We start from the raw sequence: 19,842 nt of genomic DNA, 5'->3' as shown, positions 1-19,842 counted from the left end.
ACTCCACAGAGAACCCGTACCCGCGGCGGGAACCGGCACCGATGACGCCGCCGGACCCGCCACGATGACGTGCGGCCAGGACGACGGCTGGGGCAGCTAGAAGGTCTTGGCCAGCCGGTCGGCGAGGATGGCCGCGAAGCGCGCCGGATCGTCGAGGGATCCGCCCTCGGCGAGAAGAGCTGTGCCGTACAGCAACTCGGCGGTATCGCTGAGCCCGTCCTGCGACGACGCCAGGGCGTCCCGCAGACCTGCGACGAGCGCATGATCGGGGTTGATCTCCAGGATGCGTTTGCCGACCGGCACATCCTGACCGGACGCGCGGTACATGCGTGCCAGCTGCGGGGTGATGCCGAAGCTGTCGGTGATCAGGCAGGCCGGCGACGACGTCAGTCGGGTCGACAGCCTGACCTCCTTGACATGCTCGTCCAGCGTCTCCTGCAGCCAGGCCAGCAACTCGGCGAAGTCCGGACGGTCGGAGTCGGAATCGGAACCGTCCTTGGCTCCCAGGTCGACCTCGCCCTTGGCCACCGACTGCAGCCGCTTGCCGTCGAACTCCGGCACCGACTCGACCCACACCTCGTCGACCGGATCGGTGAGTAACAGGACCTCGTAGCCCTTGGCCTTGAACGCCTCCAGATGCGGTGAGTTCTCCAGTAATTGGCGCGATTCGCCGGTGGCGTAGAAGATCTGCTCCTGATCGTCCTTCATCCGCCCGACATAGTCGGTCAGGGTGGTCGAGTCGTTGAACGTCGATGCGAACGATGACAGCTTCAGCAGCGTGTCGCGGTTGTCGGCGTCGGAGAGCAGGCCCTCCTTGAACGCGCGGCCGAACTGCGTCCAGAACGTCGCATAATCGTCAGGTCGGTTCACCTGCAGGTCCTTGATCGCGGACAGCACCTTCTTGGTGAGACTGCGCCGGATCACCTTGATCTGCCGGTCCTGCTGCAGGATCTCGCGAGAGACGTTGAGCGACAGATCCTGTGCGTCGACGACACCCTTGATGAATCGCAGGTACTCGGGCACCAGTTCATCGCAGTCACCCATGATGAAGACGCGCTTGACGTAGAGCTGCACACCGGTGTGCCCGTCGCGATTGAACAGATCGAACGGCGCCTGCGACGGGATGAACAGCAGCGCTTGGTATTCGAACGTGCCCTCGGCCTTCATCGCGATGACGTCGAGCGGCTCGTCCCATGCGTGCGCGATATGCCGGTAGAACTCTTTGTACTCCTCATCGCTTACTTCGCTCTTGGGCTTGGCCCACAGCGCGGTACGCGAGTTGAGCGTCTCCGTCTCGACGGTGGTGGTGTCGGCGGCACCTTCCTCCTCGGCCGGAACCGTCTTCTCCACCTCCATCCGGATCGGCCAGGAGATGAAATCGGAATACTTCTTGACCAGCTGCCGGATCTTCCACGGCGCGGTGTAGTCGTGCAACTCGTCGTCGGCATCCTCGGGCTTCAGATGCAGAGTGACCGAGGTGCCCTGCGGGGCCTCGTCTACGGTCGCAATGGTGTATGTGCCGTCGCCGCTCGATTCCCAACGAGTGGCGTTGCTTTCGCCGGCCCTTCGGGTCAGCAGGTCGACCTTGTCGGCAACCATGAACGTCGAGTAGAAGCCGACGCCGAACTGGCCGATCAGATCGTTGACATCACCCGCCCCGCTTCGCCCGCCCGCGGCATCATCGGTCTGCTTCGCCTCGCTCAGCTTGCGGCGCAGCTCACCGGTGCCGGACTTGGCCAGCGTGCCGATCAGGTCGACGACCTCGTCTCGGGACATGCCGATGCCGTTGTCGCGGATGGTCAGCGTCCGCGCGGCCGCGTCGGTCTCGATGTCGATGTGCAGATCCGACGTGTCGACATCCAGGTCCTTGTCCTGGTAGGCCGCCAGGCGCAGCTTGTCCAGCGCGTCGGAGGCGTTGGAGACCAGTTCCCGCAGGAACGAGTCCTTGTTCGAGTAGATGGAGTGCACCATCAGCTGCAGCAGCTGACGGGCCTCTGCCTGGAATTCCCGCTGTTCTACCTGCTCGCTCACGCGGACATACTAAAACCTGCCGTCTCAGCCGAACCGGACCCCCTGAGCCAGCGGCAACTCGGAGGAGTAGTTGACGGTGTTGGTCGCCCGGCGCATATAGGCCTTCCAGGCGTCCGATCCGGACTCCCGGCCGCCGCCGGTCTCCTTCTCACCGCCGAACGCACCGCCGATCTCGGCCCCCGAGGTGCCGATGTTGACGTTGGCGATGCCGCAGTCCGAGCCGTCGGCCGCCATGAACCGTTCCGCCTCCCGGATGTCGGTGGTGAAGATGGCGGACGAGAGGCCTTGCGGTACGGCGTTGTTGAGGGCGATGGCCTCGTCGAGGTCATCGTAGGTGAGCACGTACAGGATCGGAGCGAAGGTCTCGTTGTGTACCACCTCGGTTTGCGTGGGCATCCGTACCACCGCCGGGGCGACGTAGAAGGCGTCCTCGGCACCCAAATCGTGCCGGTGACCGCCGATCACCTCGCCGCCATCGGCGGCGGCAGTTTGCAGTGCACCGACCATGTCCCGGTAGGAGCGGCTGTGTATCAGCGGGCCGACCAGGGTGCCGTCCACGGACGGGTCACCGATGGGCAGCGTCTCGTATGCCGCGGCGATCCGGCGGCACAGGTCATCGGCTATCGAGGAATGCGCGATGACCCGCCGCATCGTGGTGCACCGCTGACCCGCCGTGCCGGCCGCCGAGAACACGATGGCGCGCACCGCGAGATCGAGATCGGCCGACGGGGTGACGATGGCGGCGTTGTTGCCGCCCAGCTCCAGCAACACCTTGCCGAAGCGCTGGGCGACCCGGGGGCCGACCTCGCGGCCCATCCGGACCGACCCGGTGGCGCTGACCAAGGCCACCCGCGGATCGTCGATCAGGCGCTCGCCGACGTCGCGGCCGCCCTGGACGAGCCGGCTGACGGAGCCACTGACCCCGACGTCGGCGCAGGCGCGCTCCATCAGGGCCTGGCAGGCGATGGCGGTCAACGGGGTCAGCTCCGAGGGTTTCCACACCACGGTGTCCCCGCACACCAGTGCCACCGCGGTGTTCCAGGCCCACACCGCGACCGGGAAGTTGAACGCGGTGATGACCCCGACCACGCCGAGCGGGTGCCAGGTCTCCATCAGTCGGTGTCCGGGCCGCTCCGAGGCGATCGTCTTGCCGTACAACTGCCGGGACAGGCCGACCGCGAACTGGCAGATGTCGATCATCTCCTGCACCTCGCCGAGCGCTTCGGAGGTGATCTTTCCGGCCTCGACGGTGACCAGGGTGGCCAGATCGGCCTTGTGCTCGGTGAGCAGTTCACCGAGTCGCGCCACCACGGCGCCGCGGACCGGGGCCGGCGTGGTCCGCCACACGGCGAACGCCGCGGCCGCATCGTCCACCGCGGCCGCCGCCTGAGCCGCGCTGGTCTCGGGAACCGAGAACAGCACGTCACCGGTGATCGGGCTGCCGGCAGCCAGTCCGTATGCACCGGGCTCGCCGAGGGCGGCTTCGGCACCGACGGCCTGCAGCGCGACGCGCACCCGGTCGCGGAGGTCCTCGGCCGTCGGCAGGCTGTTCTTCTGCATGGTGGTCATGATGCCGCTTTCTCGTAGAGGGCGTAAGGGTCGTGGATGTGATGGCCGATGGCGCCCGCCATCCAGTCCAGGTCGTAATGAGTCGCGCGGTCGGTGGTCTCGCTGACCCGGGTGTCGTCGTCCAGGTTCGACCGGAAGATCCCGGCCGCCGATGCCGGCAGGAAGTCCTCGTAGACAACGGGTTTGGCGGGATTGCCGCCCCGGTAGTAGGCCAGTCCCTCGACGGCCATCTCGGCGTCGGTGCCGGGGAAGTACCGGTGCCAGTTGTCGCGGTCGGCCATCGCGGCGTCATAACGGGCCCGGCCCGCGCGGGTCAGTGCGACTCCGCGGGCCTCGACCTCGCCGAAGCGCACCCGCAGCGTGCCGTCGTATACCGCACCGTCCGGGGCCCGGAACCGCCGTGGCTCGGCGAGCGCCCGAAACGACGTCTGCCGCAGCAACACCGCCGGGCCCGAGGTGCGTGGGGGCCCCTGGATGGCGCCGATCATGGTGATGCCGCGGTCGGTCATCCGGGCGTACAGCTCATCGATGTCGAGCACCCTGGGGGTGAGGTGGTTGATATGGGCGCTGCGCACCCCGGCGATGTCGGCGGCGACCGCGGACACCGCGGCCAGCTCGTCGTACCACGCCTTGTCGATCGGTTCCCGGGACAGCGCGAACGCCTCGGTGGCTGCCCGGACGAAGTCGTCCGCTCGATCCGCCGGGCAGCCGTCGGCGGTGATGCGGCGGGCCTGGGCGATCAGGTCGGGGTCGAACAGGGCGCGCTGGGCGACGAAACTGTGCACCCGGGTCTGCAGATCGGGGTGGAAGAACCGGGGGTCGTCGGTGGCCAGCATCGAGGTGAAGACCCGGAACGGGTTGGCATCCAGTTCGTCGGCGTCGATGGGCCGGAACGCGGTGGACACCACCGGAACCGGGGAGGCCGCGTCACGCAGATCGTAGAACCCGACCGGGAACATCCCGAACGCCGCGAAAAGGTCTGCGGCCTCGGCGAGTTCGGCGACGCTGCCCACCCGGATCGCGCCATGGCGCTCGGCGGTGACGCGCTCCAGCGAGCCCAGTCGGTCCGAGTGCGGGGTGTCCCGGTTCACCTCCGAGGTGACGTCCACCAACGTGGTGTAGGCGGGTACTTCGGCGCCGTACATCCGGGACAACGCGGCGGCGAACGCGGCCCGCAATATCGAGGTGGGTACGGTCACCGGTCGCATACCCGCGCTCGGGTGCTGCGATAGTCTCCGGCCATGGTCGACACCGAACATCTCGACGACATCGATCGCATCCTGGTTCGGGAACTGATCGCCGACGGCCGGGCCACGCTGGCACACCTCGCGGCCACCGCCGGCCTCTCGGTGTCGGCGGTGCAGTCCCGGGTGCGCAGGCTGGAAGCACGCGGGGTGGTGATCGGGTACGCCGCGCGGGTCAACCCGGAAGCGGTCGGACGCATGTTGTCGGCGTTCGTGGCCATCAGTCCTCTCGATCCCTCTCAACCCGATGACGCTCCCGCCCGGCTGCGCCATATCGACGAGATCGAGTCGTGTCACTCGGTCGCCGGGGATGAGAGCTATGTGCTGTTGGTGCGCGTGGCTTCGGCGCGGGCGTTGGAGGATCTGCTGCAGCGAATCCGCACGGCCGCCAATGTCCGCACCCGAAGCACCATCATCCTACAGACTTTTTACGAGGGTCGGACCCATCTACCGGAATAGTTCCTGTGGTAGCGGCATATGAAAGTAAAAATTGCGTTAGGATGGCCGCATGACGGCTGTCCTGAACACTGCTGACCAGTGCCCCGCCGAGCACCTCCGCGCCGATGAGGTGCACGACGTGCTGCGCCGCAACATGCTGGCCGACGGCATGGATCTGGTGCTCGACCTCGATCGCTCCCGCGGCTCGGTGCTGGTCGACGCCCGGGACGGTCGCCGGTACCTCGACATGTTCACGTTCTTCGCCTCCTCGGCGCTGGGGATGAACCATCCGGCGCTGGCCGACGACGCCGCGTTCCGTGCCGAACTGGCCCAGGCCGCGGTGAACAAGCCCAGCAACTCCGACGTCTACACCGTGCCGATGGCGCGGTTCGTCGAGACGTTCGCCCGGGTGCTGGGCGATCCGGCGCTGCCGCATCTGTTCTTCGTCGACGGGGGAGCGCTCGCGGTGGAGAATGCGCTGAAGGTCGCCTTCGACTGGAAGAGCCGCCACAACGAGGCGCGGGGCATCGACCCGGCGTTGGGTACCCGGGTCCTGCATCTGCGGGGCGCGTTCCACGGCCGCAGCGGTTACACGCTGTCGCTGACCAATACCGACCCCAACAAGGTCGCCCGCTTCCCGAAGTTCGATTGGCCCCGCATCGACGCCCCCTACCTGCGCCCGGGTGCGGATATCGCAGCGCTGGAAGCGCACTCCCTGCGTCAGGCGCGCGCCGCGTTCGAGGCAAACCCGCACGACATCGCGTGCTTCATCGCCGAGCCCATCCAGGGCGAAGGAGGCGACCGGCACATCCGTCCGCAATTCTTCGCCGCGATGCGCGCACTGTGCGACGAGTTCGACGCGTTGTTCATCTTCGACGAGGTGCAGACCGGATGCGGCATCACCGGAACCGCATGGGCCTACCGGCAATTGGGCGTGGTCCCCGATGTGGTGGCGTTCGGTAAGAAGACCCAGGTGTGCGGTGTGATGGCCGGCGGCCGGCTCGACGAGGTGCGCGACAACGTATTCCGGGTGAGCTCGCGGATCAACTCCACCTGGGGTGGCAATCTCGTCGACATGGTGCGCGCGCGGCGCATTCTGGAGGTCATCGAATCCGACGGGCTGATCGACCATGCCGCCGCGGTGGGCGAGCACCTGCTGGATCGGTTGCGGGCGTTGGCCGTCGAGTTCGAGGGCCGGGTGCGCGACCCGCGTGGCCGCGGTCTGATGTGCGCGTTCAGTCTGCCCACCGGCGCCGAGCGCGACGAACTGATCCGGCGACTCTGGGACCGCGGGGTCATCATGCTGGCCAGTGGGACGGACTCGGTGCGGTTCCGCCCGTCGCTGACGGTGACTTACGCCGAGATCGACACCGCGGTCGACACGGTGCGGGCCGTGCTCGCCGAGGGCTGATCAGCGCTTCGGCTCGGCGGTGAGCCGGCGGATCATCCCTTTCAGCCGGGGCAGGTCGCTGCCGCCGACCAGGATGCAGTCATGCCGCTCGGCGAGTTTCCTTGCCGCCGGGGTGAACTCGTTGTTGGTCACCACCATGGTGCGGGTGCAGTCCTGCATGGCCGCCCCGGCCACCACCTCCTGCACGGCGCCGGTGCCGACCGGTCGGGTCATCCGTTTGCACTGGATGGCCAGCCGGTCCGGGCGGCGCCCGACGATCAGATCCACCCCCCAGTCGCCGGTGATCGACGTCATGATCACCGGCGTCCCACAGGAGCGCGCGATCCGGGCGACGTAATCCTCGAATTCGGTGCCCGACATCAGGTTGATCGGGTTCTCGCTAGGGGCGGGGGTGCGCAGTCCGGTCAGGACGTGCGGCACAGCGGCCAGCAGCATCGGCGCGGCCAGCGCGCAGACCAGGGTCAGTGGCCAGTCGGCGCCCATTGCGTAAGCGGCACCGCCGGCCGTGATGCCCACCGCGAGAACGATCTTGATCCGCACCCACGCATGGTAGGTGGGGGCTCCGACAGGACGCCGATCGGTCAGTGCAACCGAGAGGTTGCACGATCGGTGATGATGTGCAACTCTGTGGTTGCACAAAAACCTACCGGGGAGAAGACCATGACCGCACTTGAGATCAACCGCCGCATCGACATCGCCGCGCCCATCACCAATGTGTGGGCCGCGCTCACCGAAGCCGACCTGATCACCCAATGGCTCGGCGACAGCGCCGAGTTCGACGCCGTCCCGGGTGGCGCCGGATTCTTCGGCTGGTCGGAACACGGGAAGTTCCGGCTGCGGGTGGAACAGGCCGACAAGCCCCGGCTGCTGGTCTATCGGTGGGCGCGCGAATCCGACACCGACCCGGTGCCGGGCAACTCGACTGTGGTGCGGATCGAACTCACCGAGGTCGACGGCGGAACCCGGCTTGCCTTGCTGGAGAGCGGGTTCGAGGAACTGGAGAACCCGTCCGTCGCGCACACCGAGAACGAGGGCGGCTGGACGGCCGAGCTCGGCGAACTGGTCGAGTTCCTGGCAGCCACGCAGTGACCTCCCCGCCGGCGCTGCTCGCGGTGCTGGCCGACGAAACCCGTTGGCGCATCCTCACCGAGCTCGGCGCGCAGGAGTTGTCGGCCAGCGCGTTGGCCACCCGGCTGCCGGTGTCCAGGCAGGCGATCGCCAAACACCTGGCGGTACTGTCCCGCGCCGGGCTGGTCGAGTCCGTGCGGGAGGGTCGCGAGGTTCGCTACCGCGCGCTGGGTGCTCGGCTGAGCGCCCTCGGCAGCCAACTCACGGTGATCGGGCAGCAATGGGATCGTCGTCTTTTGGCTATCAAGCGCATCGCCGAAAGCATGGATGACCGGGCATAATCCACCGTGAGATGACTGATGGACAACACAACTGCAGCGAGGCGCCGGAAGAGCCAGCACTCTCCGGTGGCGAACATCATCGTGTCGGCTGGTTCCGGTTCTACTTCGCCGACGAGCGGTGGGAATGGTCCGACGAGGTGGCGCGCATCCACGGCTACCCGCCCGGCGCCGTGGAACCCACCACCGAACTGGTGCTGTCACACAAGCATCCGGACGACTACGGACAGGTGGCCGCCACGCTGGAGGAGATCCGGCGCACCGGTGCGGCGTTCAGTACCCGGCACCGCATCGTGGACACCCGGGGCCGGACCCGGCACGTCGTGGTGGTCGCCGACCGGTTGTTCGACGATGCCGGCGGTGCGGTCATCGGGACCCACGGCTTCTACATCGATACGACGCCGGCGACGCACACCGGTGTCCGCGAACAGCAGGAGCGGGTGAGCGAGGCCGTCGCCGAGATAGCGGAGGCGCGCAGCGGTATCGAGCAGGTCAAAGGCATGCTCATGCTGGTCTACCGGATCACCCCGGAGGCGGCGTTCGAGCTGCTCAAGTGGCGGTCTCAGGAGACCAACACCAAGCTCAAGGCGCTCTCCGAACAGATCCGCAAGGACTTCCTCGAGCTCGACTACCAGGACCTGCTGCCCCACCGCAGTGTCTATGACCGACTGCTGCTGACGGCACATCTGCGCGTCGAGCCCTGACGTTTACCCCCCGACCGGCTCGGGCACCCAACCGCCATGGCTACCTGCGCCACCTGTGGCAATGACTACGACAAAGCCTTCACCGTGCAGTGGGGCGGGCAGACCGCCACCTTCGACAGCGTCGAGTGCGCAGCGGTCCAGATCGCACCGGAGTGCGCGCACTGCGGCTGCCGGATCCTGGGGCACGGCCTGGAAGCAGACGGTGCGATCTACTGCTGTGCACACTGCAGCCGTGCCGCCGGAGACCGGACCCTGGTCGACCGCCATCCGCGCAGCGAAGGATAGTTTGATGCGTACCGAACCACGGATCCATCGAGACGAGCCCGAGGTGCGATCGGCCATCCGATTCGGTTTGGTGACGGCGGTGCTCGGGGTCATGTTCCTGATCGTGGCCGCGGTGCTGACGCGATCCTGCGAGGGCGCGGTGGTGGATTCGGCCTCGTGTGGCCGACCGGAACGGCTGGTACTGGCGCTGGGCGCGCCGGTGATCTTGTTCGGCGGCGGGGTTTACGCGTTTGTGCGCACCTACCGCACCTGGAAGAACCGGCAGGTCTGGTGGGCGTGGCAGGGAGCCGGCTGGTTCCTGATGCTGCTGATGCTGACGGTGCTCACCATGAGCTTGCCCGCGCTGGCCGGTTACGGCGGATGAGACGGTTCGACCCCCGCTAGCCGATTGCGGATCTACTCTGGAAAGCAGCCCGGTTTCGGGTTGGCGGAAGGAGCGGCCATGAAAGGCCCCAAGGATCCGGTGGATCACACCCGCACGACGCGCACGCACGCCGGCGAGTCCATGAAAGACAACCTGATCATGCCGGCCCTCATCCTGATCGGGCTGGCCCTGGTGATGTTCGTGAGCTGCCTGGCCGCGTTCGCCACCGGCCACCACGATGTCGGCCTGGTGCTGGCCGCCCTGTCCGGGGGCGGTTTCCTGCTGGGTGCGTTGTGGTTGGCGGTGGAACACACCCGGGTGCGGCGCATCGAAGAACGGTGGTACGCGGCACATCCCGAGGCAGCACGGCAACGTCCCGCCAGCTGAACCTTCGACCGGACGAGCTCATCCTTCAGCGGATCCGGGCACGGACACGGAAAGGCCCAGCCCCGCGGGGGAGCTGGGCTGGGCCGATCCAGGTACTGCCGGAAACGCCCTACTGCTCGGCCTTCTGGCGTTCTTCGGCCGCCTTGGCGCCCGCGCGGGCGCTGTCGGCCTCGGCTTCCTTCTTCGCCGCGTCGCGTTGAGCATCGGCCTTGTCCTGCTGGGCCTCGCCTTCCCGGACCAGGTCGTCACGACCGGTCACGGTGCCGACGGCCTCCTTGGCCTTACCCTTGACGTCCTCGACGACGCCGCGGATGCCTTCTTCGGGTCCAGAGTTCTTGTCAGACATTAATCGAACCTTTCCGCTACACGAGTGGATTGGTGGCCTACACGGAGGGCTTGTTCCCTCACGCAGCGAGGTTTCCCGATGAGCCCGACGGCCAAACCTCGGTCCCGGTGAACGGAACCTCAGCTAACCGCCGACCAACAGCATCGGCCGTATCACCGTGGGACGCAACACCACCGGCGTCCGGTACCGCGAACTGCAGGCCGCGAAGATCAGGTTTGACGCCCACGTCAACGGGGTACACCCGGGCTGCAATCATCAACGCTACGGAGGGCTCTCATGGGACGCGGACTCATCGGCACGCTGGTCTTGATCTGGTTGTTGATCGGCGTGTTCGCGGCATGGCAGCGCGACTACTTCGCCGGCGGTGCCACCAACTGCGCGACCGCCGGAACCATCGCACTGACGGTGGTGGCCGGCCCGCTGAACTACGCGGGCGTGAACCCGAAGGTGGCGGATTGCAAGTTGCCGGAACCCAGTGCTTTTGGATCGATGGAAATGAGGGTGTCGTGATACTGCTCGGTGCGTTGCTGCTGATTCTCGGTTTCGTGCTCGACGTCTACCTGCTCTGGGTGGTCGGCGTCGTGCTCCTGGTCGTCGGCGCGGTGTTCTGGGCGCTGGGCGCGATCGGGCGCCCGGTCGCCGGTCGCCGCGCGTGGTTCTAATGAACCGCAGGCGGGTCTCGGTGGTCCAGAATCGGCCGCGAGGTCGACGTGGACCGGCTGGAGCGTGACCAGCGCTGGAACGAGAAGGCTCGTCACGAGACGAGCACGCAAAGGCTGGACCGGAACTGGTCCAGCCTTTTGCAGGAGCTCAGGGTTGTCCAGACCGGCGTCCAACTGCTGACCGGCCTGCTGCTGACGCTGCCGTTTCACGACGGCTTCGAGGATCTGCGCCCCGAACTGCGCACCGTCTACCTCTACACCGTCGGCTGCTCGATCGGCGCGACGGCTCTGCTGATCGCCCCGATCGGCATCCACCGGTCGATGTTCCGCCGTCACCGTCTCGACGTGGTCGTCACGACGGCACATCACCTGGCCAGGGCGGGCATTCTGCTGCTCGGATTGACCCTCGCCGGGGTGATGGTGCTGATCTTCGGAGCGGTGCTCGATCTGCACGCCGGCGTCGTGGCCGGTCTCTGCACCGCGCTGGGCATCGTGCTCTGCTGGTTGGTACTGCCGCTGGTGTTGCGGATGCTCGCGCCCCCCGACCCGTGACCACCGCGCGTTTGTCCGCCCTTCGATCGGGTATGCCGAGGCCATGACCGGATTCGGGTACACCTTGATGACCGAGCAGGCTGGTCCGAAAGATCTTGTTCGCCATGCTGTTTCCGCAGAGCAGGTGGGCTTCGATTTTGAGGTCTGCAGTGACCACTTCTCCCCGTGGCTGGCCGCCCAGGGGCACGCCCCCAATGCCTGGCCGGTGCTGGGCGCGGTGGCCCAATCGACCACGCGGGTCGACCTGTTCTCCTACGTGACCTGTCCGACGATGCGTTACCACCCGGCGGTGGTGGCCCAGCAGGCCGCCACCGTGCAGATCCTGGCCGACGGCCGGTTCACCCTCGGACTCGGCAGTGGCGAGAATCTCAACGAGCATGTCGTCGGCCAGGGTTGGCCCACCGCCGGCCGCCGGCTGGACATGCTCGCCGAGGCCATCAGGATCATTCGCGAGTTGCTCAGCGGCGATCTGGTGGACTTCCACGGCGAGTACTTCAGCGTCGATTCGGCGCGGGTGTGGGACGTGCCTGACCAGCCGGTCGGGCTGGCGGTGTCGATGACCGGAGACCGCTCGGTCGAACAATTGGCCGTGATGGCCGACCACCTGGTCAACACCGCCCCGGACCGGGAGGTGATCGACGGCTGGAACTCGGCACGTCAGGGCAAGGGGCTGACCGAAGGCCGGGTCGTCGGCCAGCTGCCGATCTGCTGGGATCCCGATCGCGACGCCGCGGTGGCCCGGGCACACGACCAGTTCCGGTGGTTCGCCGGAGGCTGGCCGGTCAACGCCGATCTGCCCACTCCGGCCGGTTTCGCCGCGGCCACCAAGTTCGTGCGGCCCGAGGACGTCGCAGCGGAGATTCCCTGCGGGCCCGACCTCGACGCAGTCGTGGCGGCGGTCAAGCCCTACCGGGACGCGGGATTCACCGATATCGCGCTGGTGCAGATCGGCGGAGAGAGCCAGGACCGGTTCCTGGCCGAGGCTGCCGAACCGCTGTTGGACGCGCTGCGCTCCGAACTCGGCTGAGGCAGGTGAGTTCAGGGCAGCGCACGCAGTAGTGAAGTCTCTTCTGCCGACCAGGATTTCACCATGTGCTCGGCCAGCAGACGCTCCACGAGATCGTGTGCGCGGATCCCGAACACGATGTCGTCGTTGAGTTCTGGTTCGGCCGCCAACAGGTCCCGTACCACCTCGATGGCCACGCCGTTCTCCGAGCACGCCTCGGCATGTTCGCGGTAGAACTGCGTGCATACCGGGGGAGCGTCCAACCGGACCAGCGCATCGGCGATCCGTTGCGAGTACGGCGGGGAGGTGATCTCGGTGGCCGCGAAATGGCCGACCGCCGCGCCGCGCAGGCTGCGGTGCAGGCCGAACATCGACATCAGGTTCACCACCGCAAGCGATTCCGCGGGAACCGCGGTCAGATAGGCCAGGTAGGCGTCGTCCAGTTCGGCCGCGGCCATGAGTTCGGCGAACAACCGCTGATCCATGTGCGAGGCGTGCCCGGAGCCGTACTCGTCGAATTCGATGGCCACGAAGGATGCCTTGGCCTGTCCGGTGAGCCGCGGAATCACCCACGCCTGCGGGTCCGCCTCTTTGAGGCGGTGCACGGAGCGGTGCACGAAGTACTCCCGCATCTGCTGCCAGGTGCCGGTGAGCAGGAATCGCGCCGGGCCACCGCCGTTGTCGGATTCCGCTGCCACCCGGTGCATCTCGTCGGCAGCGGATGCCACGGGCACCGTCGGCACGCGCTCGTGCAGTTGGTCCAGGAACACCCGTTCCAAGCGCCCGCGCAGGCCGATCAGGTCGGCGTCCCACTCGAAACTCGGGTCCACACCCGCGAATCCGCGGTAGGTCAACTCGTAGCAGACGTACAGCGTCAGCTGGATGTCGAGTCCCAGTGGATCCGCCGCTCCGGGCCGGACCCGGGTGAGGTCCTGAACCCGCCCGGCCAGATGCGCCGTCACCGCCGCCGACACGGGGCCGGCGGCGGCGGGTAGGGCCGGGGACAGGCTCTTACCGGGCATCATGGCGGGGCGGTCACGGGCGGTGTCTAACCGCGCAGTCTCCGCCACTTCGAAGACAACTGCTCGCCGCCTTGCTCCAGGGCGTTCTCGGCCAGTTCCGAGCCGCGGCGGCGCGCCTGGGCAGCGAGCGGAACCGCTTTGTCGGCGCCTTTCTGCAGGGCGTGGGCGCTGCGTTCGTAGGCCTCGGTGGCCAGCGGGGCGGCCCGGTCGGCACCTTTCTGCAGGGCGTGGGCGCTGCGTTCGTAGGCCTCGGCGGCCAGCGGCGCGGCCCGGTCGGCACCCTTCTGCAGGGCGTGCGCGCTGCGCTCGAAGGCAACCGCGGCCAGTGGTGCCGCCCGGTCCTCGGCCTTGCGCAGGGCATGTGCGCTGCGTTCGTAGGCGGTGGCGGCCAGCGGCGCTGCCCGGTCGTAGGCCGTCTCGGCGAGTTCCCGCCCGCGCTCGACACCGACCTGGACACCGTGGCTGAGTTTCTCGGTGAGCTCCGGGTCGATCAGGGCGTCGTTCGAGGACGGCAGCACCGCGGAAACCTTCTCGGCGACACGACGTCCCGCGCGGCGGCCGCGCCACCCCAGCGACGGCTTGCCGGCGGTGTCGGCGGAGGCCAGCACCAGCCCGCCGATCAAGCTGAGGTCGGTCAGGAAGCCCCGCCGTTTCTCGGCCTTGAGTGCGGGATCGGTTTCCTCCCAGAACATGTGATTGCCGAGATTGCCCGGGATGACGGTCGCCGCCAGCAGCGCCGAGGCCACCCGGGGTATACGCCCGGTGGCCAGCAGCAGGCCGCCGCCGATCTGCACGGCGGCGTTGATCCGGGCCACGGTGACGGCGTTGTCCGGGATCTGGTCGGCGACCTGGCTCGGGAGTGACTGTGCGGCATTGAGGGTCGGCTGCACGACCTCGGCGGCGGGTTTGACGTCCCGGAGGGCTTCGATTCCCTGGCCGATGAACGCGGCGGACAACAGTGGGCGGGCAATTCTGCGAACCAACATGGGCGAGGAGTGCCCGCCGGGTGGACATTGCAAACCCGTCCGGCGGGGGATTTGATCTAGAAAAGCAGGGCCGATCGGCGGGCGTAGCCGGGCCGCAACACGATGTGCTCGGAACCGATCCGGGCGAGGTCGGTCCAACCGGCCAGGAAGGTCCCGCGATGACGCCACCGCGCCAGCGCCGCCAGCAGCAGGGGTGCGCGCGTCGTGGTGCGCTCATAGCCGAGATAGGACGACCGGGTGTGCGGGCTGACCACCAACCCGACCACTTCCGGTGCCCGGTCCTCGGTCCAGGCCAACCGCACATCCACCACGGTGCCGACCCGGGCACCGTCGGAATCGTGCACCGTGCGCCCGAGCAGTTCACTGAGTTGCATGCCGGCCTCCCGGGATGTGCGCGATGATCCGCCGGCGCAGCCAGTGTTCCACCCAGTGCCCCTCGGCCGGCTGGTCGGTGTCGTGCAGACATACCGTGACACCCACCTTTGCGACCAGGCGCCAGGGAAACTCGGTGTAGCGCGACCGGGGCGGGGACCCGCCGAACACCCGGGTGGCGAATACGTGGCCGGACAGTAGTGCGGCGACCGTAGGTGCCGGTGCGCCGGCCTCGATGTCCCGGTCCGGTTCGACACCGTCGAGTTCCAGGTCGTCGACGATGCCGACGGGATCCCCGTCGTGGTCGACCAGCTGACGGTCCAACAGGTGCAGGCGCGCGTCCAGATACCTGGTGGCGGTCGTGTCGTTCGTCACTGTCCCGCTCCCGTCACGATCATCAGTGGGATGGCCGCCACCGAGGCGGCCACGATGATGACCAGGTAAACCGAACCGAGCGCATTGATCACCCGACCGTTGGTGTGCTCACCCATGTACTGGGGGTCATTGGCGACGATCAGTATCGGCAGATAGGTCAGCGGCAGTGCGATGGCGGAGAACACCACCGAGTACTCGGTCACCAGGATCGGGTCCACGCCGGTGAACAGCACCGCCGCGCCGACCACGATGGACACGAACATCACCACGTGGAAGCGGGCGGCCTCGGCCGGGCGGCGGAACTTGCCCCACGTCCAGCCGAGGAACTGGGCCAGGATGTATCCGCCGGAAAGGGTGGTCTCCAGCGCCGCCCCGAAGGTGGCGGCCACGATGCCGATGATGACGAACGCGAGCGCCAGTTTGCCGCCGGCCGCGACCACCGGCATCACCACCTGGGACAGCGAGGTCACATCGATCTGGTTGGGCAGCAGCACTATTGCCGAGCAGGTCGCCACCGCCACCGACAGGATGCCGCCGAGCGGGAACCCGACGAGGACGTTGGCCCGCGACACCGCGAGGTCCTTGATCTTCCAGCGTTCCTCGATGGCCCCCGAAGAGAAGAAGAAGACCTCGTAGGGCGTCATCGCCGCGCCGAACAGCGCGATCGCGTAGTACCAGTAGGTGGCCGCGGATTCGGTCTCCGGGATCACCGGATGCAGCACGTCGCTGCCGAGTGCAGACCAATCAGGTTGCAGGGCAAAAACACTCACCGCGAAGATGATCAGGCAGAGCCCGGCCAGGCCGGTCACGTTCTCCATGATCTGGAACTTCACCCGCCAGATGACCAACCAGACGGCGAACGCGGCCACCGGTATCCACATCAGCGGCCCCACATCGGTGGCCAACTGCAGGGCCAGCGCGATGCCACCGATCTCCGCGGTCAACGTCATCAGGTTGATCAGGAAGGAGGCCAGCAGGTTGGCGGCCGCGGTCCTGGGCCCCAGCCGCTCCCGGATGATCTCGAAGGTGGCCCGCCCGCTGACCGCGGCCACCCGGCCCGACATCTCCGCGAACAGGCAGATGCCGACGACCCCGACCACCACCACCCAGACCAGCGCCAGACCGAACCGTGATCCGACGACAGCGTTGGTGACCAGATCGCCGATGTCGAGGAAGCCGCCGAAGGCGGTCAGCACGCCGAGCGCGACCGCGAAGACCTTCTTCATCAGCGGTACCCGGTCTCCAGCTCATCGGCCAACGCGAACAGCCGGTCTCGTAGCTCGGGCAACGGAGGCTGACCGTGCAGATCGCGCAATTGGGCCGCGGCGCGGCCGAGTTCGGCCAGGGCGTTGTTCAGGAACCCGGCGAGCAGGCGTTGCCGGTCGAGGTCGACGGGATCCTCGATGCGCAGTGCGGTGATATCCGAGTAGGCGCGGACGAGCTCGTCACCGGCATCGGAGACCTGGACCGCGGCGAGCTCGGAGGTCGAGCGGTCCCGGATCCGCAGATCGAGGGCCAGTGCCGCGCTGCGGACCGCCGACGTGGTCTCGGTGAGGGCTGCGGCGAGCACCCCGGGGGCACCGTCGCGGTTGGCCGGACACTGGGTCAGCAGCAGGCCCAGCGCCACCAGGAACGCGGCGGCAATCCCGACGCGGCTGCGTCGGCGACCCTGCTGCGTCATGGCGCCTCATCTCGAAAGGGGCGGCCGGGACCGGCGCCGCCGGGTGCGATCAGTCGCGGCGGTCGGCGTCATCCACATCGAAATCTGCGACGGCGTCCTCGTCCTGCTCCTGCCAATCTGCTTCCGGTGCCTCCATCGGCGGTCCGACCGACCCGAGGTTGGGCGCTTCCTCGTCGGGCACGACTTCCGCGGCCTGGCGCAACTGTTCGGCGGCATCGGCCGGCGGAACATCGTCGGGTAGGTCCTGGCTTGTCATAGCCGGGTGATTACCCAGGTCTGGGCAGCCGAAACGACGGTCGCGACCACCATGTTTGGGGGGTAGGTGGTTCTGGGTACAGGGCGTCTCGTGCAGAAATCAGGCCATCATCGGTCCGAGCATCAGGAATGCGACGGCGTACACACCGATGGCAAACAGAACGGCAATGATCAGGACCACGGCTACCGCGACGAGTATTCCGCGCAACGTGTGGTTGCTCATGCCGCAGGATTACCCCACGGGGGTCGGGGTGACACACCAGCGAGGCGGTGCAGCACCGTTGGTTAACGACGATCAGATGTGGGGTAACCTCCGAGCGGACTCAGCGGGAGGTCAGATGGTGCAGGGAACGGGCACGTACGACGGCACAGTCGTCGGAGACAGATCGGTCGAACTTCGGGTCGCCGCAACGGTGGAGAACCTGGCTGTGTTGCGTGCGCTGGTCGCCGCCGTGGCCACGTTCGAGGATCTGGATTTCGATGCGGTCTCCGATCTGCGGTTGGCCGTCGACGAGGCGGCGACCCGCCTGATCCGGTCGGCCGCCGCGGGTTCGGCTCTGGTCGTGCGGGTGGAACCACGCGATGATGCCGTCGTCGTGCACGCCTCCACCAAGTGCGAGACCGACGAGGACAGCATCGTGTCTCCCGGCAGCTTCAGCTGGCACGTTTTGAGCTCGCTCACCGACGAGGTGAGCACGTTCAACGGCGCCGGAAGGGTCTTCGGGATTTCGCTCACTGCGAGACGAGCGAGCCTGTTGCAGTGACCTCGGAATACGCCGATGTTCTCGAGATGTTCCGCGAACTACGCGAACTTCCTGATGACTCAACAGAATTCGCGCGTCAACGGGAGAAGATCGTGCAGCGCTGCCTGCCGCTGGCAGATCACATCGCGCGCCGCTTCGAGGGCCGTGGTGAAGCCCGCGACGATCTGGTCCAGGTAGCGCGTGTCGGTCTGGTCAACGCGGTCAACAGATTTGACGTCGATGCCGGTTCGGACTTCGCCTCCTATGCGGTTCCGACCATCATGGGAGAGGTGCGCCGGCACTTCCGTGACAACGGCTGGTCGGTCAAGGTGCCGCGCCGGCTCAAGGAGCTGCATCTGCGGCTCGGTGCCGCCACCGCGGAGCTGTCGCAACGCCTCGGCCACGCGCCGACCGCCTCGGAGCTGGCCGCCGAACTCGGTATGGACCGACAGGAAGTCGTCGAGGGGCTGATCGCGGGTAGCTCGTACAACACGCTGTCCATCGACAGTGGCGGCTCGGGCGACGATGAGGCCCCGGCGATCGCCGACACCCTCGGATCCCCCGATGACGCGCTGGACCAGATCGAGAACCGGGAGGCGTTGCGTCCGCTGCTGGCGACCCTGCCCGAGCGGGAACGCACCGTGCTGATTCTGCGGTTCTTCGAATCGATGACCCAGTCCCAGATCGCCGAGCGGGTCGGTATCTCGCAGATGCATGTGTCTCGGCTGCTGGCGAAGTCGCTGGCGCGGCTGCGCGACGAACTGCAGTAGGGGATTCAGCCGGCTTCGCGCAGGGCCTGGTCGGGATCGCAGATCTGCAAGATCCTGTCCGCCGCGGCGCTGGTCAGCATGCTCCACTGCACGCTCTCGGCGGCGGCCTGTACGCCCACCTTGTGGATGGCAGAAAATGCCTCTGCGGCAAAGAACTCCACGCCGGTGAGGTCGAGCACGAGGTTGTCGGCGTTGCGCAGGCGCAAGTCGATGTAGGCGCTGAACTCGTCGGTGTTGGCGGCGTCGAGTTCGCCCTGCACGGTCACGACCACGGTCGAGGGCGGACGGGTCTGCGTGTCGAAGCGGGCGCGGTTGCGGGGGCGGTGCAGCATGATGACTCCATCAGTCGGGTAGCACTCGGATTGACCTGATCGTGCTGGCACGCGTCGAGGAGTTCGGCGTCCGGAGAATGAAAGCCCCGTGTGCTCGAGGCCCAGGAGAGCGGAACTACCTACCACGGGTCAGTGCGGAAACCGCGTGGCGATGACGCGTCGTGCCCGGCTGTGAACTCAACCTGTTCGTGACCCTACGCCACATCACCCGGCGGAACAATCGGATGACGAATGCGGCGGGGAGGGCCTTCGGGCGGGCTACTTTTGACGCCGACGTCAGCCACCCCGGCGTTCGTGCGGACGGAAGCCGGTACACACTGATGCCATGAGCAGTGATGCCACCGCGGCCGGGGTGGTGCTGGCAGCCGGGGCCGGAACCCGTTACGGGATGCCGAAAGTCTTTGCCGAAAAAGGTCTTTGGTTGCAGAAGGCGGTCGCGGCCCTGCGTGACGGCGGGTGCGGTGAGGTGTTCGTCGTCCTCGGTGCCGCCGGCCCGGACACCGTGAACCTGCCCGCTCCAGCGCGGGCCGTGCACGCAGGGCAGTGGGCGCAGGGCTTGTCGGCATCCCTGCGCGCGGGACTTGAGGCGGTGCGTGCGCAATCCGGCGCCGCCTTTGCCGTCGTGCATCTGGTCGACACGCCCGATGTCGGGGCCGGGGTGGTGGCCCGGGTCCTGACGACCGCGAACGCATCGGATTCGGGCCTGGCGCGGGCGGTCTACGCGGGGCGACCGGGGCATCCCGTCGTGCTCGCCCGCAGGCACTGGCCCGTGCTGCTGGGCGAACTGCACGGCGACGTCGGGGCCGGGCCGTTCCTGCGGGCCCGCACCGACGTCATCGCCGTGGAATGCGGGGATCTGGCCACCGGTGCCGATATCGACACGCCCGGGGCGTGAGACAGA

The 19,842-nt window shown here is 67.5% G+C and carries 29 protein-coding genes; 15 read left to right on the top strand and 14 right to left on the bottom strand.

Translation table 11 applies throughout. The features are described 5' to 3' along the window. Nucleotides 1-96 precede the first annotated feature (96 nt). From htpG to hglS, 3 genes are read right to left on the bottom strand one after another with little or no spacing between them, the layout of a single operon-like run. The gene (htpG, locus tag V4U86_RS20820; RefSeq protein WP_395307814.1) at nt 97-2,031 is read right to left on the bottom strand and encodes a molecular chaperone HtpG; all 1,935 of its coding nucleotides are present in this window, start codon (nt 2,029-2,031) and stop codon (nt 97-99) included. Between the two features lie 24 nt (nt 2,032-2,055). Next, nucleotides 2,056-3,600 (bottom strand): L-piperidine-6-carboxylate dehydrogenase, encoded by a 1,545-nt coding sequence (amaB, locus tag V4U86_RS20815; protein WP_395307813.1) that lies wholly within the window; start codon nt 3,598-3,600, stop codon nt 2,056-2,058. After that, nucleotides 3,597-4,808: a 2-oxoadipate dioxygenase/decarboxylase gene (gene hglS / locus V4U86_RS20810; protein WP_395307812.1), complete on the bottom strand. Its 1,212-nt coding sequence runs from the start codon at nt 4,806-4,808 to the stop codon at nt 3,597-3,599. The genes amaB and hglS overlap by 4 nt, the downstream gene beginning before the upstream one ends. Nucleotides 4,809-4,841: 33 nt before the next feature. On the opposite strand from hglS, the gene V4U86_RS20805 reads away from it, so the two are divergent. Both V4U86_RS20805 and lat read left to right on the top strand, forming a co-directional pair. Continuing rightward, nucleotides 4,842-5,303 (top strand): Lrp/AsnC family transcriptional regulator, encoded by a 462-nt coding sequence (locus tag V4U86_RS20805; RefSeq protein ID WP_395307811.1) that lies wholly within the window; start codon nt 4,842-4,844, stop codon nt 5,301-5,303. A gap of 49 nt (nt 5,304-5,352) precedes the next feature. Continuing rightward, nucleotides 5,353-6,693: an L-lysine 6-transaminase gene (lat, locus tag V4U86_RS20800; RefSeq protein WP_395307810.1), complete on the top strand. Its 1,341-nt coding sequence runs from the start codon at nt 5,353-5,355 to the stop codon at nt 6,691-6,693. Here the strand turns inward: lat and V4U86_RS20795 are convergent, their stop codons facing one another. Continuing rightward, on the bottom strand, nt 6,694-7,233 hold the full coding sequence (locus tag V4U86_RS20795) for a restriction endonuclease (protein ID WP_395307809.1): 540 nt from the start codon (nt 7,231-7,233) through the stop codon (nt 6,694-6,696). A gap of 120 nt (nt 7,234-7,353) precedes the next feature. Between V4U86_RS20795 and V4U86_RS20790 the strand changes: the two genes are divergently transcribed. The 6 genes from V4U86_RS20790 to usfY all read left to right on the top strand — a co-directional run bounded on the left by V4U86_RS20790 (nt 7,354) and on the right by usfY (nt 9,839). After that, complete coding sequence (locus tag V4U86_RS20790; protein WP_395307808.1) at nt 7,354-7,782, top strand: SRPBCC domain-containing protein; 429 nt, start codon at nt 7,354-7,356, stop codon at nt 7,780-7,782. Then, on the top strand, nt 7,779-8,102 hold the full coding sequence (locus tag V4U86_RS20785) for an ArsR/SmtB family transcription factor (protein ID WP_395307807.1): 324 nt from the start codon (nt 7,779-7,781) through the stop codon (nt 8,100-8,102). The genes V4U86_RS20790 and V4U86_RS20785 overlap by 4 nt, the downstream gene beginning before the upstream one ends. A gap of 11 nt (nt 8,103-8,113) precedes the next feature. Next, nucleotides 8,114-8,803 (top strand): PAS and ANTAR domain-containing protein, encoded by a 690-nt coding sequence (locus V4U86_RS20780; RefSeq protein WP_395307806.1) that lies wholly within the window; start codon nt 8,114-8,116, stop codon nt 8,801-8,803. A 36-nt stretch (nt 8,804-8,839) separates the two neighbouring features. Further along, nucleotides 8,840-9,088 (top strand): hypothetical protein, encoded by a 249-nt coding sequence (locus tag V4U86_RS20775; RefSeq protein WP_395307805.1) that lies wholly within the window; start codon nt 8,840-8,842, stop codon nt 9,086-9,088. Nucleotides 9,089-9,092: 4 nt separating this feature from the next. Further along, nucleotides 9,093-9,452: a hypothetical protein gene (locus V4U86_RS20770; RefSeq protein WP_395307804.1), complete on the top strand. Its 360-nt coding sequence runs from the start codon at nt 9,093-9,095 to the stop codon at nt 9,450-9,452. Between the two features lie 78 nt (nt 9,453-9,530). Beyond that, the gene (usfY, locus tag V4U86_RS20765) at nt 9,531-9,839 is read left to right on the top strand and encodes a protein UsfY (RefSeq protein WP_395307803.1); all 309 of its coding nucleotides are present in this window, start codon (nt 9,531-9,533) and stop codon (nt 9,837-9,839) included. A gap of 109 nt (nt 9,840-9,948) precedes the next feature. On the opposite strand, the gene V4U86_RS20760 is transcribed toward usfY, so the two are convergent. Beyond that, nucleotides 9,949-10,185, bottom strand: coding sequence for a CsbD family protein (locus V4U86_RS20760; RefSeq protein WP_395307802.1), 237 nt, complete (start codon nt 10,183-10,185; stop codon nt 9,949-9,951). Between the two features lie 276 nt (nt 10,186-10,461). Here V4U86_RS20760 and V4U86_RS20755 point away from each other — a divergent pair, with 276 nt between their 5' ends. From V4U86_RS20755 to V4U86_RS20740, 4 genes are read left to right on the top strand one after another with little or no spacing between them, the layout of a single operon-like run. Next, entirely contained in the window at nt 10,462-10,695 is a 234-nt protein-coding gene (locus V4U86_RS20755) for a hypothetical protein (RefSeq protein ID WP_395307801.1), read from the top strand. Next, the gene (locus tag V4U86_RS20750) at nt 10,692-10,847 is read left to right on the top strand and encodes a hypothetical protein (RefSeq protein ID WP_097933869.1); all 156 of its coding nucleotides are present in this window, start codon (nt 10,692-10,694) and stop codon (nt 10,845-10,847) included. The genes V4U86_RS20755 and V4U86_RS20750 overlap by 4 nt, the downstream gene beginning before the upstream one ends. Nucleotides 10,848-10,895: 48 nt before the next feature. Beyond that, nucleotides 10,896-11,399 carry a DUF6328 family protein gene (locus V4U86_RS20745; RefSeq protein WP_395307800.1) on the top strand — a complete coding sequence of 168 codons (504 nt, stop codon included), beginning with the start codon at nt 10,896-10,898 and terminating at the stop codon, nt 11,397-11,399. 43 nt (nt 11,400-11,442) lie between these two features. Beyond that, nucleotides 11,443-12,426 carry an LLM class F420-dependent oxidoreductase gene (locus V4U86_RS20740; RefSeq protein WP_395307799.1) on the top strand — a complete coding sequence of 328 codons (984 nt, stop codon included), beginning with the start codon at nt 11,443-11,445 and terminating at the stop codon, nt 12,424-12,426. An 11-nt stretch (nt 12,427-12,437) separates the two neighbouring features. Here V4U86_RS20740 and V4U86_RS20735 read toward each other — a convergent pair whose 3' ends face one another. The 8 genes from V4U86_RS20735 to V4U86_RS20700 all read right to left on the bottom strand — a co-directional run bounded on the left by V4U86_RS20735 (nt 12,438) and on the right by V4U86_RS20700 (nt 17,319). Continuing rightward, nucleotides 12,438-13,427, bottom strand: coding sequence for an iron-containing redox enzyme family protein (locus tag V4U86_RS20735; RefSeq protein WP_395312141.1), 990 nt, complete (start codon nt 13,425-13,427; stop codon nt 12,438-12,440). A gap of 26 nt (nt 13,428-13,453) precedes the next feature. Continuing rightward, on the bottom strand, nt 13,454-14,413 hold the full coding sequence (locus V4U86_RS20730; protein ID WP_395307798.1) for a DoxX family protein: 960 nt from the start codon (nt 14,411-14,413) through the stop codon (nt 13,454-13,456). Between the two features lie 56 nt (nt 14,414-14,469). Continuing rightward, a complete protein-coding gene (locus V4U86_RS20725) occupies nt 14,470-14,787 on the bottom strand; it encodes a PRC-barrel domain-containing protein (RefSeq protein WP_395307797.1) in 318 nt (105 codons plus the stop codon). Continuing rightward, nucleotides 14,774-15,160, bottom strand: a complete 387-nt coding sequence (locus V4U86_RS20720) for a PRC-barrel domain-containing protein (RefSeq protein WP_395307796.1) — start codon at nt 15,158-15,160, stop codon at nt 14,774-14,776. Before V4U86_RS20720 ends, V4U86_RS20725 begins: the two co-directional genes overlap by 14 nt. Continuing rightward, nucleotides 15,157-16,386 (bottom strand): Nramp family divalent metal transporter, encoded by a 1,230-nt coding sequence (locus V4U86_RS20715; protein WP_395307795.1) that lies wholly within the window; start codon nt 16,384-16,386, stop codon nt 15,157-15,159. The genes V4U86_RS20720 and V4U86_RS20715 overlap by 4 nt, the downstream gene beginning before the upstream one ends. Next, entirely contained in the window at nt 16,386-16,841 is a 456-nt protein-coding gene (locus tag V4U86_RS20710) for a hypothetical protein (protein WP_395307794.1), read from the bottom strand. The genes V4U86_RS20715 and V4U86_RS20710 overlap by 1 nt, the downstream gene beginning before the upstream one ends. A 49-nt stretch (nt 16,842-16,890) precedes the next feature. Further along, nucleotides 16,891-17,097 (bottom strand): hypothetical protein, encoded by a 207-nt coding sequence (locus V4U86_RS20705; RefSeq protein WP_395307793.1) that lies wholly within the window; start codon nt 17,095-17,097, stop codon nt 16,891-16,893. A gap of 99 nt (nt 17,098-17,196) precedes the next feature. Then, on the bottom strand, nt 17,197-17,319 hold the full coding sequence (locus V4U86_RS20700) for a hypothetical protein (RefSeq protein ID WP_395307792.1): 123 nt from the start codon (nt 17,317-17,319) through the stop codon (nt 17,197-17,199). Nucleotides 17,320-17,434: 115 nt separating this feature from the next. Here V4U86_RS20700 and V4U86_RS20695 point away from each other — a divergent pair, with 115 nt between their 5' ends. Continuing rightward, on the top strand, nt 17,435-17,860 hold the full coding sequence (locus V4U86_RS20695; RefSeq protein ID WP_395307791.1) for an ATP-binding protein: 426 nt from the start codon (nt 17,435-17,437) through the stop codon (nt 17,858-17,860). Between the two features lie 26 nt (nt 17,861-17,886). Then, a complete protein-coding gene (locus V4U86_RS20690; protein ID WP_395312140.1) occupies nt 17,887-18,609 on the top strand; it encodes an RNA polymerase sigma factor SigF in 723 nt (240 codons plus the stop codon). A 5-nt stretch (nt 18,610-18,614) separates the two neighbouring features. On the opposite strand, the gene V4U86_RS20685 is transcribed toward V4U86_RS20690, so the two are convergent. After that, nucleotides 18,615-18,941: an STAS domain-containing protein gene (locus V4U86_RS20685; RefSeq protein WP_395307790.1), complete on the bottom strand. Its 327-nt coding sequence runs from the start codon at nt 18,939-18,941 to the stop codon at nt 18,615-18,617. Between the two features lie 325 nt (nt 18,942-19,266). Here V4U86_RS20685 and V4U86_RS20680 point away from each other — a divergent pair, with 325 nt between their 5' ends. Further along, nucleotides 19,267-19,836 carry a nucleotidyltransferase family protein gene (locus tag V4U86_RS20680; RefSeq protein WP_395307789.1) on the top strand — a complete coding sequence of 190 codons (570 nt, stop codon included), beginning with the start codon at nt 19,267-19,269 and terminating at the stop codon, nt 19,834-19,836. Nucleotides 19,837-19,842: the final 6 nt, after the last annotated feature.

It is taken from the genome of Mycobacterium sp. AMU20-3851 (assembly GCF_043974665.1).
Classification (GTDB): Bacteria; Actinomycetota; Actinomycetes; order Mycobacteriales; family Mycobacteriaceae; genus Mycobacterium.
Note: the sequence above shows the minus strand (reverse complement) of the source record. Positions and strands in the feature narration are given on the sequence as shown.

Bases quoted from the DNA above. Each gene is read 5' to 3' on its own strand.
- amaB (WP_395307813.1), bottom strand. From the start codon at position 3,600: ATGACCACCATGCAGAAGAACAGCCTGCCGACGGCCGAGGACCTCCGC.
- hglS (WP_395307812.1), bottom strand. From the start codon at position 4,808: ATGCGACCGGTGACCGTACCCACCTCGATATTGCGGGCCGCGTTCGCC.
- V4U86_RS20805 (WP_395307811.1), top strand. From the start codon at position 4,842: ATGGTCGACACCGAACATCTCGACGACATCGATCGCATCCTGGTTCGG.
- lat (WP_395307810.1), top strand. From the start codon at position 5,353: ATGACGGCTGTCCTGAACACTGCTGACCAGTGCCCCGCCGAGCACCTC.
- V4U86_RS20790 (WP_395307808.1), top strand. From the start codon at position 7,354: ATGACCGCACTTGAGATCAACCGCCGCATCGACATCGCCGCGCCCATC.
- V4U86_RS20780 (WP_395307806.1), top strand. From the start codon at position 8,114: ATGACTGATGGACAACACAACTGCAGCGAGGCGCCGGAAGAGCCAGCA.
- V4U86_RS20775 (WP_395307805.1), top strand. From the start codon at position 8,840: ATGGCTACCTGCGCCACCTGTGGCAATGACTACGACAAAGCCTTCACC.
- V4U86_RS20770 (WP_395307804.1), top strand. From the start codon at position 9,093: ATGCGTACCGAACCACGGATCCATCGAGACGAGCCCGAGGTGCGATCG.
- usfY (WP_395307803.1), top strand. From the start codon at position 9,531: ATGAAAGGCCCCAAGGATCCGGTGGATCACACCCGCACGACGCGCACG.
- V4U86_RS20760 (WP_395307802.1), bottom strand. From the start codon at position 10,185: ATGTCTGACAAGAACTCTGGACCCGAAGAAGGCATCCGCGGCGTCGTC.
- V4U86_RS20755 (WP_395307801.1), top strand. From the start codon at position 10,462: ATGGGACGCGGACTCATCGGCACGCTGGTCTTGATCTGGTTGTTGATC.
- V4U86_RS20740 (WP_395307799.1), top strand. From the start codon at position 11,443: ATGACCGGATTCGGGTACACCTTGATGACCGAGCAGGCTGGTCCGAAA.
- V4U86_RS20735 (WP_395312141.1), bottom strand. From the start codon at position 13,427: ATGCCCGGTAAGAGCCTGTCCCCGGCCCTACCCGCCGCCGCCGGCCCC.
- V4U86_RS20730 (WP_395307798.1), bottom strand. From the start codon at position 14,413: ATGTTGGTTCGCAGAATTGCCCGCCCACTGTTGTCCGCCGCGTTCATC.
- V4U86_RS20725 (WP_395307797.1), bottom strand. From the start codon at position 14,787: ATGCAACTCAGTGAACTGCTCGGGCGCACGGTGCACGATTCCGACGGT.
- V4U86_RS20715 (WP_395307795.1), bottom strand. From the start codon at position 16,386: ATGAAGAAGGTCTTCGCGGTCGCGCTCGGCGTGCTGACCGCCTTCGGC.
- V4U86_RS20710 (WP_395307794.1), bottom strand. From the start codon at position 16,841: ATGACGCAGCAGGGTCGCCGACGCAGCCGCGTCGGGATTGCCGCCGCG.
- V4U86_RS20705 (WP_395307793.1), bottom strand. From the start codon at position 17,097: ATGACAAGCCAGGACCTACCCGACGATGTTCCGCCGGCCGATGCCGCC.
- V4U86_RS20700 (WP_395307792.1), bottom strand. From the start codon at position 17,319: ATGAGCAACCACACGTTGCGCGGAATACTCGTCGCGGTAGCCGTGGTC.
- V4U86_RS20695 (WP_395307791.1), top strand. From the start codon at position 17,435: ATGGTGCAGGGAACGGGCACGTACGACGGCACAGTCGTCGGAGACAGA.
- V4U86_RS20690 (WP_395312140.1), top strand. From the start codon at position 17,887: ATGTTCCGCGAACTACGCGAACTTCCTGATGACTCAACAGAATTCGCG.
- V4U86_RS20685 (WP_395307790.1), bottom strand. From the start codon at position 18,941: ATGCTGCACCGCCCCCGCAACCGCGCCCGCTTCGACACGCAGACCCGT.
- V4U86_RS20680 (WP_395307789.1), top strand. From the start codon at position 19,267: ATGAGCAGTGATGCCACCGCGGCCGGGGTGGTGCTGGCAGCCGGGGCC.